The organism is Sphingobium sp. B2 (assembly GCF_007693735.1).
GTDB classification, from domain to species: domain Bacteria; phylum Pseudomonadota; class Alphaproteobacteria; order Sphingomonadales; family Sphingomonadaceae; genus Sphingobium; species Sphingobium xenophagum.
In genome coordinates, this window is sequence record NZ_VDBZ01000001.1 from 1,194,451 (window position 1) to 1,210,259 (window position 15,809).

Here is a 15,809-nt window from a genome sequence, read left to right on the forward strand (position 1 = left end):
CCTTGCGACAAGGCCCGCTGCACAACAATCGGGTCGATACCATAACGATATGAGTTTCGCGGCTATTCTCAGCGCCAGCCGGGCTTCGGGCGATTCGTCTGGTGGCCAGACGACCGTTGGTCAGCGCGCGAGTCTGTATTTTGCCGGACAGACGCTGGTGGAATATCAGGCGCGGCAGGCGGCGCAGGCCGGTGCGGATCGAATCATGATATTGGTGAGCGTGATCACCCCCGCCTTGTCGCAGGCGGTCGATCGGCTGAGCGCCGACGGGATCGCGGTCGCACTGGTGCGCGATATGGTGTCGATGGTGCGGGATGCGCCGCGCGATGCCGACGTTTTGCTGGTGGCCGACGGGGCGATCGTGTCGCAGACCCATTTCGAGGCGATGGCGAGCGCTGAGGGCAATGCCCTGCTGGTCACGGATGACAGCCGCGCCAGCACCCCGTTCGAACGGATCGACGCGGGACAGCGCTGGGCCGGTCTGGCGCGAATCAGTCCGACCTTATTGTTCGGCACGCTCGACATGATCGGCGACTGGGATTTGTCGCTCACGCTGGTACGGGCAGCGGTGCAGAAGGGCGCGCGCCGCGTCACCGTGGCGCAGGATGATCTGCTCGAAGGGCGCGTCGCGCTGATCGAGACCCAGCAGCAGGCCGATCTGGTCGCGCAGGCGGTCACGGCGGCAGGCGCGTCGTCGGCACGGACGCGGGGTGGCGTTGAACATTATCTGCTTTCGCCGCTGGCCCGGATGATCAGTCCGGCGCTGATGCGCATGCAGGTTCCTGCAATGCAGGTGCGGATCGCCGCCATCGCGCTGGCCGCGATCGCGCTGGTGCCGGTCGAGCTGTTATGGACGCTGACCGGGTTCGCGCTGCTGCTGGGCGCGCTGTTACTGGCGGAAATTGCCGATCGTCTGGAGGAACTGGCACTGCGACCGGCACCGACGGGCTGGCTGGCATTTGTCACGCCATTACTGGCGCTGACCGGCATCGTGTTGGCGGGCAGCAGCACGATGGCCGCCGATCTGGCGCTGCTGCTCGCGATCATATTGGTGGCGGATCGCTGGCGGCGTACCGGCGGCGCCCGGCCATGGATGATCGTTACGCCCGGCACCGTGCTGCTCATGCTGATGCTCGTCGGATTGGTGGGCATGCTGGCGCAGGGTATCAGGGTGGCAATGCTGGCGCTGATCGCTTCGGCTGGCGCGATCATCTTGCGCCCGCGCGACTGATATATTTCGATAGCAGGGTTTAGTGCATTTTAAGGACGTCGGGCTATGGTCCCGGTATGAACGCCTATTCGTCCCTTACTGGTGCGGTCATGGCGGACAGCTGGCCGATGGCGCAAGTCATGGCGGGCATGTCCGCCGTGCCGGTTGGCCATGCCATCGATCTGGCTTTCTTTTTCCCGGTCGAGGAACAGGCGCGCCACGATGCGTTGATCGCGGAAACGCGGCGGCATCTGGGCGGATGCCTGAATGCGATCGAGATGGCGCTGCGGCTCTCGCTCGACCACGCACCGGATGTCGCCCACATATTGTCGCGCTCGCCAGAACCGATTTGCTGGCCGACCGTACGGGCGCAACCGACGCTGATCGGGCCGGCGCTGCTGGCGCATATGCAGATGCGCGCCGGCGTCAGCCTGATGCTGCGCCAGTTCGGCCAGGCCGATGTCGATCGGGCGGACGATGGCGATGGGGGCGTGCTCACGCTGGGCGATGATCCGATGATCGGCGACGCCCTGTCTGCGCTGGCGCTGGCAGAGGGGCGCTGGATCGCGGCGGGCGGCGAGGATCGGCCGATGCGGCCGGACCTGCCCGCTGAATATTTTGCCGAACTGGTCTGGACGGCGGCTGCCTGTCTGGCCGCTGTGGTTCAGCGGAGCGCGCCCGATCCGGGAGACGCGATGCTGGTCGGGTTCGAGCGGTCGGGCTGGGCCTTGCTTGCCGATCATGACGAAAGTGCCAGTCCCGTTGCCGAGGCGGATCGGCTGGTGCGGCGGATCGGCGATCTTGCGGATTCGCCCGAACTGATGGGTGTCGCGCTGGGACAGCGCCGCTTTCTGCTGTTTGCGGCGCTTGCGGCGCGGCGGCTGCGCATGACCACGGTGCAGGCGACCGAAATATTGGTGTTGGGACCATTGGCACAGGTAGCGATGCTGTGCCGTTCGCTCGGCGGATCGGATGCCGATTATCGCCATTTGCTGCTGGCGCTGCAACCGGTGCGTCCTTCACTGTCCGACGCGGCCATCGTGGCGGAGGCCGAATGCTATCAGCAACTGACCGAGATGCAGGCGGATGCAGCAGTCAGCGCGTTGCGCACGCCGCCCGCTTTCCGTTCACGGCTGGACCATCTGCGCCGGGTTACAGGCGCGTGAATATGCCGTCCCATCCCGCGATCATCCGGGCATTCATCTCCGCCGACGGCCTTTTGCTCAGCGCTGACCTGCCTTTGCTGGCGCTTCAGCGCGAAGCCGGGGGCGATCTTGGCGCGCCGGTGGCGGTACCGCAACTGGCGGCGATCGCGCGGCTGTGCGTGCGATTGGGCATTACCGTCTCGCGGCCGATCATCGCGGCGACCCAGCATGGCGACATCGACATGTGGGTGCGGGCACGGCCCGACAGCGATGGCGTCACTCTGTCGATCATTGACTGGCATGAGCGACCAGTCGCTGCGTTGCCAGCCGACATAGCGCGGCGTGAAGCGGATATTGCGGCGCTGGCCGATGGCTGGAACTGGCAGATAGACGTGCAGTTGCGGTTCCAGATGGTGCTGGCCGGAAACGACGGCCATGGCGCGCTGCCGCCCGATCCGCCGGTGCCGGGCAGCCGCTTTTCCAGCTATTTTCAGCTTCAGCCTGACGATGATGGCGACATGGCGATGCTGCGCGCCTTTGCCCAGCGGCGCGCCTTTCGTGACCAGACGGCAGCGCTGGTCAGCGATCCGGCGCGGACGTTTCGCCTGTCGGGTTTTCCCATGTTCGATCTGGCCGGACAATTGACCGGCTATCGCGGCACGGCATTCGCTCTGGAGCAGATGGCGGCTGGTCCGATGGTGCAGGAGGCGGCAATTGCGCTGTATCCGGGCGAATTCGGCAAACGGCTCGACCGGTCGCTGCGCCAGCCATTGGGGCGGATCATCGCCAACGCCGATACGATCAGTGCCCAGTTGGAGGGGCCGTTGCGCCCCGACTATGCCGATTACGCGACGGACATTGCAGCGGCGGGACGGCATCTGATGGCGCTGGTCGATGATCTCGCCGATTTGCAGGCGATCGACCGACCCGATTTCAGCGTGATCGCAGAAGAGATCGATCTGGCGGATCTGGGCCGTCGCGCTGCCGGGTTGCTGGCGGTCAAGGCGCTCGACCGGAATATTCGCATATCAGCGCCGGACCCGGACGCGACCATGCCCGCGATCGGGGAATTTCGCCGCGTCTTACAGATTTTGGTGAATCTGGTCGGCAATGCGGTGCGCTATTCGCCCGAAGGCAGCGAAGTGCGGATCGTCACCGAATGTGATCATGGCCAGGCGCGGATCATGGTGATCGACCAGGGGCAGGGGGTCGCCGTCGCGGATCGCGAACGGATATTCGAAAAGTTCGAGCGGCTGGGCCGCGATGATTCCGGGGGCAGCGGCCTGGGCCTCTATATCTCCCGCCGCCTTGCCCGCGCGATGGATGGCGATATTCGCATTGGCGGCGCGCCCGGCGAAGGCGCGCGCTTCATCCTGACATTGCCGGCGGACGATTGATCCCCATGAAAAACGGCGCCCCTTTGACAGGGAGCCGTTCTGCATTTGGCATTGTGACCGGGCGGGCTTAGCGCTTGTCGACCGGGATATAGTCGCGCTGCACCGGGCCGGTATAGAGCTGGCGCGGGCGACCGATCTTCTGCGCTGGGTCCGAAATCATTTCGTTCCACTGGGCGACCCAGCCGACGGTGCGGGCCAGGGCGAACAGAACGGTGAACATCTCGGTCGGGAAGCCGATGGCCGACAGGATCACACCGGAATAGAAGTCCACATTGGGGAAGAGCTTCTTTTCGATGAAATAGGGATCGCTGAGCGCAATCTTTTCCAGTTCGCGCGCGACGTCGAACACCGGGTCGGTGACGCCCATCGTGCGCAGCACGTCCTCGGCGGTCTTTTGCATGACGGTCGCGCGGGGATCGTAATTCTTATACACGCGATGGCCAAAGCCCATCAGGCGGAACGGATCATCCTTGTTCTTGGCGCGGGCGATATATTCCGGAATACGATCGACAGTGCCGATTTCGCGGAGCATGTTGAGCGCGGCCTCGTTCGCGCCGCCATGCGCCGGACCCCACAGGCACGCAATGCCAGCCGCGATGCACGCGAAGGGATTGGCACCCGACGATCCCGCCAGACGAACGGTCGATGTCGAAGCATTCTGTTCATGGTCGGCATGGAGGATGAAAATCTTGTCCATGGCGTCCACGATCACGGGATCGGGAACATATTCTTCCGCCGGGACGGAGAAAGTCATGCGCAGGAAGTTGGCCGTATAGGACAGGTCGTTGCGCGGATAGACGAAGGGCTGACCCACCGAATATTTATACGCCATGGCCGCGATCGTGGGCATCTTGGCGATCAGGCGATGGCTGGCGATCCTGCGCTGCATCGGATCGTTGATGTCGGTCGAGTCATGATAAAAGGCCGACAGCGCGCCGACGACGCCGCACATGATCGCCATGGGATGCGCGTCACGACGGAAGCCGCGATAGAAGGTCGTGAGCTGTTCATTGACCATCGTGTGGCGCGTGATAGTACGGGTGAATTCGTCCAGTTCCTGGCTGGATGGCAGTTCGCCGTTCAGCAGCAGATAGCTGACTTCCATGAAGCTCGATGCTTCGGCCAGCTGGCCGATCGGATAGCCGCGGTGCAGCAGGACGCCTTCGTCACCGTCGATATAGGTCAGGCCGGATTCGCAGCTCGCGGTGGAGGTGAAACCGGGATCATAGGTAAACATGCCGGTGTTGGCGTAAAGCTTGCGCACATCGATGACCTGCGGACCGACCGAACCGTCCATGACGGCATAGTCCTTGGTCTCTCCTCCGACGGTCAAAGTGGCTTTGTTTTCCGACATATTGTTCTCCATTTATGCCATCAGCCAACCGATGCGTGCCCAACATCGGTCAGCCGTTCCAAGCTCCCCTCTTTCCCCAACAGGAAGAGGACATCAAAAATACCCGGCGAGACGGTGCGCCCGGTGAGTGCCGCCCGAAGCGGCTGCGCCACCTTGCCCAGCCCCAGGCCGGCATCCTCCGCCACGCGGCGAATTGCGTCCTCGATCGCTTCGACCGTCCATGTTTGAACTGGTCTCAAAGCGTCGGCTGTCTTGACCAGCAGCGCGCGCGCCGAGTCGTCTAGCAGAGCCAATGCCTTTTCGTCAAAATCCAGCGGGCAATTTTTGAACAGAAATTCGGCGCCCTCGGCAATTTCATTAAGCGTCTTGGCGCGCGGCTTGAGCGAGGGCATCGCGGCCGTCAATAGCGCCAGGCCCGTGTCCGGCAAGGCGCGATCCAGACGGGCGGCGACGCGCGGCGCGACCAGCGCGGCGAGACGGGCGTCATCCGCTTCGCGCAGATAATGGCCGTTCAGATTTTCCAGCTTCTTGATGTCGAAGCGCGAGGGCGATCGGCCGACGCCGCTGATGTCGAACAGCTCGATGGCACGGGCGATCGGGATAATCTCCTCGTCGCCATGGCCCCAGCCCAGTCGCAGCAGATAGTTGAGGACCGCTTCTGGGAGCATCCCCATATCGTCGCGATAGGCATCCACGCCCAGCGCCCCGTGGCGCTTGGACAATTTCGCGCCGTCCGATCCGTGGATCAGCGGGATATGGGCATAGACCGGCTCGTCCCAACCCATGGCGCGGATGATGCAAAGCTGGCGGAAGGCGTTGTTGAGATGATCGTCGCCGCGGATCACATGGGTGACGCCCATGTCATTATCGTCGACGACGACGGCCAGCATATAGGTGGGCGTACCGTCGGACCGCAGCAGGATCATATCGTCCAGTTCGGCATTCTGTACGACGACACGGCCCTGCACCGCGTCCTCGATCACCGTTTCGCCTTCGCGCGGGGCTTTCAGACGGATGACGAAAGGCGCACCTTCAGGCGCTTCTTCGGGCGAACGGTCGCGCCAGCGCCCGTCATAACGCATCGGCTGCTTGGCCGCGCGCTGCTGTTCGCGCAGTTCCGCCAGTTCTTCGGGCGTGGCATAGCATTTATAGGCGTGGCCGTTCGCCAGCATCGCGTTGGCGACTTCGGCGTGGCGCGGCGTGCGGGCGAATTGAAACACCGCCGGTTCATCGCCGCCCAGACCCAGCCAATCCAGCCCGTCGAAAATCGCCGCCACCGCTTCTTCGGTCGAGCGGGCGCGGTCGGTATCCTCGATCCGCAGCAGGAATTTGCCGCCATGGTGGCGGGCGAACAGCCAGTTGAACAAAGCGGTGCGCGCGCCTCCAATATGCAGGAACCCGGTTGGCGATGGCGCGAAACGGGTCACTACCGGCTTGTTCATTCCCGTTGCACTTGCCGTCATATTCGCTGACATTCGTCCTGCCTGTTCCATGAATGCGTCGCCCCCTAGCATGGCTTTTGAGCCACGACAAACCTCCCTTTGGTGGGGGGCTCCGGCGTGGTTGCGCGGGGCGTTTTCGCGGGTGGAAAGCTGGCTGGAGACGGAGCGCGAGCAAATTCCCCTATGGGTGCCGATCGCGCTGGGCGCGGGCATCGCTGCCTGGTTCCTGCTGCCCGACAGGGCCGGGTGGCTGGCCTTTTGCTGTGGTGCGCTGGCGCTCGCTTGCCTGGGGTCGCTGCTGCCCGATGGCGCGCGGCTGCGGCGCATGATCGTGGCGGGCGGAATGCTGGCCTGCATCGGATGCGCGCTGATATGGGGGAAAGCGGTGCTGTTGGGGCAGCCGCCGCTGGCGCGCGCTGTCTTTACCGTGGTGACGGGTGAAGTGATGGCGGTTCGGGCGGTTCCCGCGCAACAGATGGTGCGCGCCATGCTGCGTCCGGTCGACGCGCCGGGCCTGCCAGCCACGATCCGGGTCAACATAGCCGAGGCGGATGTTCCGGCCGGATTGGGCGAGGGGGCGGTGATCCGCTTTCGCGTCCGTTTAATGCCGCCAGCCCCGCCCAGCGTGCCGGGTGGCTATGATTTTGCCGCGCGTGCCTATTTTCAGGGGATTGGCGCGACCGGCAAGGCGCTCAAACCGATTGACGTCCTACGCCCGTCATCCGCGCCGCCGCCGCTGCGCGCGCGTTTGTTCGCGCATATTCGGGAGCAGGTGGACGGGCCGGCGCAGGGCATAGCCGTGGCGCTGGCGACGGGGGACCAGGGCGCGATTGCGGAGGCCGATGCCGAAGCGATGCGCCGTAGCGGGCTTGCCCATCTGCTCTCGATCAGCGGGTTGCATGTGACGGCGCTGATCGGCGCGGTGATTTTCCTGTTGATGCGGGTGATGGCGTTGAGCCAGCGAGCGGCGCTCGACTGGCCGCTGATGCTGATCGCGGCGGCGGGCGGGGCGCTGGCGGGGATTGGTTATACGCTGTTGACCGGGGCGGAGGTGCCGACGCTGCGGTCCTGCATCGCCGCGCTGCTGGTGCTGGGCGGGCTGGCGCTGGGGCGCGACGCGATCACGTTGCGGCTGGTCGCGGTGGGCGCGCTCATCGTCCTGGCCTTCTGGCCCGAAGCGATGACGGGGCCGAGTTTCCAGATGAGCTTTGCCGCCGTTACCGCGCTGGTTGCGCTGGCCGAGCATCCGCGTTTTCGCGCCTTGACCAGCGCGCGGGATGAGGGGTGGGCGCGCAGGGCGGGGCGCGTGCTGGCGGCAATGCTGATGACCGGCATTGTCGTCGAACTGGTGCTGATGCCGATCGCGCTGTTCCATTTTCACAAGGCCGGGATGCTGGGGGCGTTCGCCAATCTCGTCGCCATCCCGTTGACTACCTTTGTCGTGATGCCGCTGGAGGCGCTGGCGTTGCTGTTCGATCTTGTCGGACTGGGCGCCCTCTTCTGGTGGATGACCGCGCAGACGCTGAACCTGTTGCTGCTGGTCGCCCATGGCGTCGCCGCCAGTCCAATGGCGACAATGCTGACGCCGGCGGTGCCATCCTGGCTGTTCGCGCTGATGATCGGCGGGCTGCTCTGGTGTCTGTTGTGGCGCAGCGGGTGGCGCTGGCTGGGCCTTGGGCCAGTGGCGATCGGCGTGACCGGCGTGCTTTTGCTATCACCGCCCGATATTCTGGTGACGAGCGATGGCCGCCACGTCGCGGTGCGGACATCGACAGGCGGCATGGCACTGCTGCGCGCGGGCGCAGGCGATTATGTGCGCGACACGCTGGCGGAGAGCGCGGGCTATGACGGGCCGATCGAAGCGATGGCGGACCTGCGGCAGGCGCGCTGCTCGACGGATTTGTGCGCAGTGGGGATACAGGCGGGCGGGCGGCGCTGGCATGTGCTGGCCACCCGCAGCGACATGCTGGTCGAACGGGCCTTGTTCAGCCGGGAATGTGCCGCCGCCGACATCGTCATTGCCGATCGCGCGCTGCCACGTTGGTGTCGCCCGCGCTGGTTGAAGATCGACCGACGGATGCTGGCGCGAACCGGCGGCATTGCCATTGACCTGGACGATGCGCGGATCAGCACGGTGAGGATGGCGGGCGACGCTCATCCCTGGATCGTCGCACCGCGCCCTCGCCGTCACCCGTCATGGCGGCCTCAATTATAGCGGCGCAGCAGTCCCGCCAGCTTGCCCTGAATTCGCACCTGTCGCGGATCATAGATTTGCGGTTCATAGGCGCTGTTGGCGGGATCGAGCCGGACGCGCTGTCCTTCGCGGCGGAAATATTTGAGCGTCGCTTCCGCATCGTCGATCAGGGCGACGACGATCTGGCCTTCGCGGGCGACATCGGTGCGCTGGATCAGCGCAAAATCGCCGTCCAAAATTCCTGCCTCCATCATCGAATCGCCCGACACTTCCAGCGCATAATGATCGCCAGCCCCCAGCAGCGCGGCGGGGACGGACAGCATATTCTGCCCCTCCATCGCCTCGATCGGGACGCCGGCGGCAATACGGCCGTGCAGCGGGATTTCGATGACGTCATTGGCAGCGATCGGCAGGCTGGGCACCAGTTGCGGCTTGGCCGGAGCAACCGGCGCGGGGGCGCGGTGCATGGCGTCGGGGAGCTTCAACACCTCCAGCGCGCGGGCGCGATTGGGCAGGCGGCGGATGAAGCCGCGTTCCTCCAATGCATTGATCAGCCGGTGAATGCCGGACTTGGATCGCAGGTCGAGCGCATCCTTCATCTCCTCGAAAGAAGGGGATACGCCACCTTCCTCCAGCCGGGTCTGGATGAAACTCAGCAATTCCTGCTGCTTGAGGGTCAACATGCCTGCGGTCCTCCATGGAACGTATAAGGAACACATAGGAAACGGAAGGAGGCGAGTCAAGCGACCAACAACGGACCGGAAGCGGCGCATCTGGCCATGGGAACCGGGTTCAATCAAACGGTCGATCAGTCCGTCAGGGGCAGGATGGTGACGATGTCGCCTGCGGCGGCGATCGATGAACCGGCAGGGCGGACAATCAGGCAGTCGGCCATCGCCATAGCGGCCGTGGCGGCGCTGTCCTGCGACGTGACGGAGACGATCCCGGCCTCCCCCCGATAGGCGCGCAGATAATCGTCGCGATCGCCGGTCGCAGGTAGCGGCGCGGCAAGGCGCGCCTCGCTCAGGCGCGGGAGCGGCGCGGTCGATCCGGCGCGATGACGCACCAGCGGCAACAGGAACAGGGTCGCGGTGACAAAGGCAGAGACCGGATTGCCCGGCAGGCCCAAAAATACGGCATCGGCGATGGTACCGGCCATTAGCGGCTTGCCCGGTCGCATCCTGATCTTCCAGAAATCGAGCCTGCCCCCCGCCTGCGCGAAGGCAGGCCGGACCATGTCATGATCGCCGACGGATGCACCGCCGGTGGAGACGATGATGTCCGCCGCCGCCGCGCGTTTCAGCGCGGCGGTCATGGCGTCGAGATCATCGGGAACGATGCCCAGATCAACGACATCGCACGGCAGGCCTGCCAGCATCGCCGCCAGCATGGCCGCATTGGAAGAGGGCAGGCTGCCCGCCGGGGTCGGCGCGCCGGGCGGCACAAGTTCGTTGCCGGTTGAGATCAGCGCGACCGTGGGGCGGCGGCCGACCGGCAGCGTCCCATGGCCGCCCAGCACGGCAAGTGCGATGCGCGCGGGCGTAAGGGCGCTCCCGGCTGCCAGCAACAGTGCGTTCGTTGCAAAGTCCGACGCGGCCGGGCGGATGTTGCGCCCGACAGGCAAAAGATCGTCGCTGGCGGTCAGTCGGTCGCGCTCGCGGATGGCATTTTCCTGAATCAGGATCGTGTCTGCGCCAGCGGGCAGGGGCGCGCCGGTGAAGATGCGGCAGGCCTGTCCGGGCGCCAGCGGCGCAGGCACAGCGCCGCCAGCCGCGCTTTCGCCAGTGACCTGCCACGGCCCCGGCCATTCAGCGGCACGCACGGCATAGCCGTCCATCGCGGACAGATCGGCCCAGGGCTGGTTGCGCAGCGCCAGTAGGTCGCTGGCCAGCCAGCGTCCGTTGCAGGCGGCGACCGGTGCTGCTTCCGCTGGCAGCGGGCTCGCAAGGGCGAACAGGCGGGCCTGCGCCTCGGCGACGGGCAGCAGGCTCATGCCGCGCGCCAGTCGCCCGACTTGCCGCCGCTCTTGGCGATCAGGCGGACGTGGCCAATGACCATGCCCTTGTCGAGCGCCTTGGCCATGTCATAGATGGTGAGCAGCGCGACCGAGGCAGCGGTGAGCGCCTCCATTTCCACGCCCGTCTGGCCAGCGGTGCGCGCGGTGGCGGTGACGGTCACGCCGCTTTCGTCCAGATCGAAGTCGATATTCACGCTGCTCAGCGCGATCGGGTGACAAAGCGGGATGAGGTCGGCCGTGCGCTTGGCAGCCATGATCCCCGCGACCCGCGCGACCGCCAGCACGTCGCCCTTCTTGACCAGTCCCTGCGCAATCGCGGCAGCGGCATCGGCGATCATGTCGATCCGGCCACTTGCAATCGCTTCCCGCGCGGTCACCGCCTTGGCCGACACATCGACCATGCGCGCCGCGCCGCCCGCGTCGAGATGGGTAAGGCCCGTCATGCGCCGGTCAGAAGGCTGCGCGTCGCCGCCTCGACATCGGCCTGCCGCATCAGCGTTTCGCCAACCAGGAAGCAGCGCACGCCATGATCGGCCATGGCGGTCAGGTCGGCATGGCTGCCAAGGCCGCTTTCGGCGACGAAGGTGTAACCGGCAGGCGCCTTGCCCACCAGTTCATAGGTGCGGGCGAAATCGACGCTGAAATCGCGCAGGTCGCGATTGTTGACGCCGATCAGGCGGGATCGCAGCTTGAGCGCGCGCTCCATTTCCGCCTCGTCATGCACTTCGATCAGCGCGTCCATGCCAAGCCCAAGCGCTGCATCCTCAATCTCTGCCATCTGCTTGTCGTCAAGGGCGGCGACGATGATCAGGATCGCGTCGGCCCCCAGCGACCGGCTTTCCAAAATCTGCCAGGGATCGACGATGAAATCCTTGCGCAGCACGGGAAGCGGGCAGGCGGAGCGGGCCGCCATCAGATAATTGTCATGACCCTGAAAATAGGGTTCGTCCGTCAGTACCGACAGGCAGGCCGCGCCGCCAGCGGCATAGGCCTGCGCATGGGCGGGGGGATCGAAATCTTCGCGGATCAGCCCCTTGGACGGGCTGGCTTTCTTGATCTCCGCAATCAGGCCGAAGCCGGAACGGGATGCGTCGTCCAGCGCCTTGCGAAAGCCGCGCGGGGGCGTCTGTTCGCTGGCGCGGGCGTGGAGCGACGACAGCGATGTCGCGGCCTTGCGCCGAGCGACATCCTCGCGCTTGAAATCGCAAATCTCGATCAGCTTGTTGGTCATTGATAGGCTATCCAGCAATTGAGCAGGGCATTGGCAAGGCCACGGTCGATCGTCTCGGCCGCTTCCTCCACGCCCTCCTTAAGGTCCGCAACCGCGTCGGCCACGACAAGGGCGGCTGCGGCGTTGAGCAGCACGGCGTCACGATAGGCGCCCGGTTCGCCCAGCAACAGCGCGCGCAAGGCGGCGGCGTTATGCGCTGCGTCGCCGCCCCGGATCGCATCGACCGGGGCAGTGGAGAGGCCCAGATCGGCAGCGGACAGGCGATGCATGGCAACGACGCCATGGCCCGCGACTTCGGCAATGTCGTTGCCGCCTGCCAGCGACAGTTCGTCCAGCCCTTCATCGCCCGACACGATCATGGCCCGGTCGACGCCCAGTTCGGCAAGCGCCTGCGCATAGATGGGGACATAGGCGGGGCGCGCGATGCCGACCAGTTGGCGGCGTACGCCGGCCGGGTTGGCGAGCGGTCCCATCAGGTTGAAGATGGTCCGTTCGCCGATCGCCTTGCGGATCGGGCCGAGCCGCTTGAGCGCGGGATGGTAATTTTGCGCGAAGAGGAAGCAGATGCCGATCTCCGCCAGTGTCTTTTCGGCGCTGGCCGCCGCCCGGTCCAGGTCGAGCCCAAGCGCTTCGAGCGTGTCGGCTGCACCCGCCTTGGAAGATGCCGCGCGATTACCATGCTTGGCGACGGGGACGCCAGCGGCTGCGACGACCAGCGACACGGCGGTCGAGACATTAAGGGTATGATGGCCATCGCCCCCGGTGCCGCACACGTCGATCGCGCCTGCCGGGGCGGTGACCGGGATCATCCGGGCGCGCATGGCCCGCGCGGCAGCCGCGATTTCGATCGCGGTTTCGCCGCGCCGGGCCATGGTGACGAGAAAGGCGGCGATGTCCGCGTCGGGAAGATCGGCGTCGAACAGCACGTCGAAGGCGCGGGCGGCGGCCTGCGCATCAAGCGGACTGGAAGGATCGGGCAGGCTGGTCATCGCGCTTGCCTTAATCATCAGCGGGGTAGTGAGTCGAGGGGGAGCGACGGCAATTTTGCGTGCGGGGGCCAGTCGCTCGGCCAAACCCCGACCTTGCAATCGGTCGTCGCCCCGCTATGAACCGCGACATTCGCAAGGACCCGGTGAAATTCCGGGTGGCTATTCCGGCCGCCGATCCGCCGGACAACATCACGCATGTTCATACGCCAGTGCCTCTAGTCCGGCGCGATATGCCCTGATGTGGAATTTTCAGATGACAGATTTTTTGACACGCTATCGCCAGCAATGGTTCAGTGACGGACAGGCTGCGCGTCGGGACGTCATGGCGGGTATCGTCGTTGCGCTCGCCCTCATTCCCGAAGCGATCGGATTTTCGATCATCGCTGGCGTCGATCCGCGTGTCGGCCTCTATGCCTCGGTCGTCATTGCGATGGTCGTGGCCTTTACCGGCGGTCGGCCAGGCATGATCTCAGCCGCCACGGCTGCGGTTGCCGTGCTGGTGATGCCGCTGGTGCGCGACCATGGGGTCGAATATCTGTTCGCCGCGACCATCGTGATGGGCATTGTCCAGATCATTGCGGGGCTGTTGCGGCTGGACCTGCTCATGCAGTTCGTGTCCCGGTCGGTGATTACCGGGTTCGTCAATGCGCTGGCGATCCTGATCTTCCTGGCGCAATTGCCGCAATTGACCAATGTCGGCTGGGAAACTTACGCAATGATCGCGGGCGGCCTTGCGATCATCTATCTTTTGCCACGCCTGACCAGGGCCGTCCCATCGCCGCTGGTCGCCATATTGGCGTTGAGCGCAATCAGCATCGGCATGGGCCTGTCCGTCAACACCGTCGGCGACATGGGCAAGTTGCCGGAAGGGTTGCCCAGCTTTGCCTTTCCCATGGTGCCATTCACGCTCGAAACCTTGCAGATCATCTTGCCATATGGGCTGACGATGGCGGCTGTCGGCCTGCTCGAATCGCTGCTGACGGCGCAGATCGTCGATGACATGACTGATACCGACAGTGACAAGCGGCGCGAATGTGCAGGGCAGGGGAGCGCCAACATCGTCGCGGCGCTGTTTGGCGGCATGGGCGGCTGCGCGATGATTGGCCAGTCGGTGATCAATGTGACATCGGGCGGGCGCGGTCGTCTTTCCACCTTTGTATCGGGCGCATTCCTTCTCTTTTTGCTGGCGGTGCTGGGGCCATTTGTCGGGCAGATCCCCATGCCCGCGCTGGTGGCGGTGATGATCATGGTGTCGATCGGCACGTTCAGCTGGAATTCCATCGCCAATTTGCGCCGCCATCCGCCCACATCGTCCGTAGTGATGGTGACGACCGTGGTTGTCGTGGTCGCGACACGCGACCTGTCGCTGGGCGTACTGGCGGGCGTCCTGCTGTCGGGCATTTTCTTTGCAGGCAAGGTTCGGCGGATGTTCGCGGTGGAACGCACAGTGTCGACGGACCATGTGACCTATAATGTCGTCGGCCAGATATTCTTCGCATCGGTCGATCGCTTTACCAGCGCCTTCCAGGCCGAAGACGGATCGACGCCCGTGTTGATCGACGTATCAGGCGCGCATTTCTGGGATATTTCGGGGGTTGGCGCGCTCGACAAGATCATCGCGCGTCTGCGCCGCGACGGCTGCACGGTCGATGTGATCGGCTATAATCGCGCCAGCGCGGACATTGTCGATCGCTTCGCGCTGCATGACAAGACCGGCGTGGAAAGCGGCCTAGCCCCGCATTGAAGAGGGGGGTGGGAGGCGGCCCCGATCAGGCCGCTTCGCGCGCCTTCACCTTCATGCCCGCTATCTTCATGAAATTGGCCAGCATGTCATGGCCATATTCCGTGGCGATGCTTTCGGGATGGAACTGGACTGAATGGATCGGCAGCGTCGCATGGCGAAAGCCCATGACCGAACCGTCCTGGCTGGTTGCGTTGACGACCAGGCTGTCCGGAATATCATCGACGATCAGCGAGTGATAGCGGGTCGCGGTGAAGGGGGAGGGGATGCCGGCGAACAGGCCGGTGCCGTCATGGGTGACGGGCGATGTCTTGCCATGCATCAGGCCGCCGCGCACCACCTTGCCACCGAAATGCTGGCCGATCGCCTGATGACCCAGGCACACGCCCAGCAGCGGCGCGCCCGCGTCGGCGCAAGCCGAGACCAAATCGAGGCTGACACCCGCTTCATTGGGGGTGCAGGGACCGGGCGAAAGCAAAAAGGCCTTTGCCCCGCTGGAGAGCGCCTGGCCCGCCGAAATGGCGTCGTTGCGGACGACCTCCACCCGCGCGCCCAGTTCCATCAGATAATGGACCAGGTTCCAGGTGAAGCTGTCATAATTGTCGATGACGAGGATCATGGGATCAGGGCTATAGAGAGGCAGCGCGGCAAGGGGAAGCGGGCTGCGCCATAAATGTCGCGACGGGAACACATGCCTCTGCTAAAGCCAGCCTATCGACGCGAACCCTGCCCGCAAGCATTCGCGTGACCGAGAGACACCAGCGCTCCCGCTTGCCAGCAAGGCGCTTTCTCTTGGACCAATATGTTCGTCTTTCCATCACCCCTGTCGTCGGCCGCGACGCATGAGCCGCGCGATCAACGTCAACGCGCCGCTGGCCGATGTGCAGGCGCTCTGCACCAAGCACGCGCTGGCTATATCCACCATCGAAGCGCTGACATCGGGCGGCACCCGCGTGGTGATGCTGAACCCTGACGGGGCCGACCGGATGCGCGATCTCATGAAAACCAGGCTGATCGAGTCGCCGGTCGTGCGCTCCTCGTTGCATCTCGCGCGCCAGCCTCGGTCGGTGCTGCGTTAAAGCGGCGCCA

The 15,809-nt window shown here is 64.9% G+C and carries 14 protein-coding genes and 1 other annotated feature; of the genes, 6 read left to right on the plus strand and 8 right to left on the minus strand.

What is annotated here, in order from left to right; translation table 11 throughout:
- The first annotated feature begins 49 nt into the window (after positions 1-49).
- From FE851_RS05895 to FE851_RS05905, 3 genes are read left to right on the plus strand one after another with little or no spacing between them, the layout of a single operon-like run.
- Positions 50-1,231, plus strand: a complete 1,182-nt coding sequence (locus FE851_RS05895) for a hypothetical protein (RefSeq protein WP_145200639.1) — start codon at positions 50-52, stop codon at positions 1,229-1,231.
- 56 nt (positions 1,232-1,287) lie between these two features.
- Entirely contained in the window at positions 1,288-2,376 is a 1,089-nt protein-coding gene (locus tag FE851_RS05900; RefSeq protein ID WP_145200642.1) for a DUF2336 domain-containing protein, read from the plus strand.
- Entirely contained in the window at positions 2,373-3,752 is a 1,380-nt protein-coding gene (locus FE851_RS05905) for a sensor histidine kinase (RefSeq protein WP_145200645.1), read from the plus strand. Before FE851_RS05900 ends, FE851_RS05905 begins: the two co-directional genes overlap by 4 nt.
- A 67-nt stretch (positions 3,753-3,819) precedes the next feature.
- Here the strand turns inward: FE851_RS05905 and FE851_RS05910 are convergent, their stop codons facing one another.
- A complete protein-coding gene (locus tag FE851_RS05910) occupies positions 3,820-5,106 on the minus strand; it encodes a citrate synthase (protein ID WP_026002667.1) in 1,287 nt (428 codons plus the stop codon).
- Between the two features lie 20 nt (positions 5,107-5,126).
- Positions 5,127-6,569 carry a glutamate--tRNA ligase gene (gene gltX / locus FE851_RS05915; RefSeq protein WP_370569386.1) on the minus strand — a complete coding sequence of 481 codons (1,443 nt, stop codon included), beginning with the start codon at positions 6,567-6,569 and terminating at the stop codon, positions 5,127-5,129.
- Between the two features lie 49 nt (positions 6,570-6,618).
- On the opposite strand from gltX, the gene FE851_RS05920 reads away from it, so the two are divergent.
- Positions 6,619-8,763 carry a ComEC/Rec2 family competence protein gene (locus FE851_RS05920; protein ID WP_186378761.1) on the plus strand — a complete coding sequence of 715 codons (2,145 nt, stop codon included), beginning with the start codon at positions 6,619-6,621 and terminating at the stop codon, positions 8,761-8,763.
- Here FE851_RS05920 and lexA read toward each other — a convergent pair.
- From lexA to trpD, 5 genes are all read right to left on the minus strand, one after another.
- Positions 8,754-9,425, minus strand: coding sequence for a transcriptional repressor LexA (gene lexA / locus FE851_RS05925; protein WP_145200651.1), 672 nt, complete (start codon positions 9,423-9,425; stop codon positions 8,754-8,756). The genes FE851_RS05920 and lexA overlap by 10 nt on opposite strands.
- 125 nt (positions 9,426-9,550) lie before the next feature.
- Complete coding sequence (locus FE851_RS05930) at positions 9,551-10,735, minus strand: molybdopterin molybdotransferase MoeA (RefSeq protein WP_145200654.1); 1,185 nt, start codon at positions 10,733-10,735, stop codon at positions 9,551-9,553.
- Complete coding sequence (gene moaC, locus FE851_RS05935) at positions 10,732-11,202, minus strand: cyclic pyranopterin monophosphate synthase MoaC (protein WP_145200656.1); 471 nt, start codon at positions 11,200-11,202, stop codon at positions 10,732-10,734. Before moaC ends, FE851_RS05930 begins: the two co-directional genes overlap by 4 nt.
- The gene (gene trpC / locus FE851_RS05940) at positions 11,199-11,990 is read right to left on the minus strand and encodes an indole-3-glycerol phosphate synthase TrpC (protein WP_145200659.1); all 792 of its coding nucleotides are present in this window, start codon (positions 11,988-11,990) and stop codon (positions 11,199-11,201) included. Before trpC ends, moaC begins: the two co-directional genes overlap by 4 nt.
- Positions 11,987-12,979, minus strand: a complete 993-nt coding sequence (gene trpD, locus FE851_RS05945) for an anthranilate phosphoribosyltransferase (RefSeq protein WP_145200662.1) — start codon at positions 12,977-12,979, stop codon at positions 11,987-11,989. Before trpD ends, trpC begins: the two co-directional genes overlap by 4 nt.
- 133 nt (positions 12,980-13,112) lie before the next feature.
- Positions 13,113-13,168 (plus strand) — a sequence feature (sul1 is cis-regulatory element that is thought to sense ions involved in sulfur or methionine metabolism; They are found in Alphaproteobacteria).
- 64 nt (positions 13,169-13,232) lie between these two features.
- On the opposite strand from trpD, the gene FE851_RS05950 reads away from it, so the two are divergent.
- A complete protein-coding gene (locus FE851_RS05950) occupies positions 13,233-14,723 on the plus strand; it encodes a SulP family inorganic anion transporter (protein ID WP_186378762.1) in 1,491 nt (496 codons plus the stop codon).
- Between the two features lie 25 nt (positions 14,724-14,748).
- Here the strand turns inward: FE851_RS05950 and FE851_RS05955 are convergent, their stop codons facing one another.
- Complete coding sequence (locus FE851_RS05955) at positions 14,749-15,339, minus strand: anthranilate synthase component II (RefSeq protein ID WP_145204163.1); 591 nt, start codon at positions 15,337-15,339, stop codon at positions 14,749-14,751.
- Between the two features lie 223 nt (positions 15,340-15,562).
- On the opposite strand from FE851_RS05955, the gene FE851_RS05960 reads away from it, so the two are divergent.
- The gene (locus FE851_RS05960) at positions 15,563-15,799 is read left to right on the plus strand and encodes a hypothetical protein (protein WP_145200668.1); all 237 of its coding nucleotides are present in this window, start codon (positions 15,563-15,565) and stop codon (positions 15,797-15,799) included.
- The last annotated feature ends 10 nt before the right edge of the window (positions 15,800-15,809 follow it).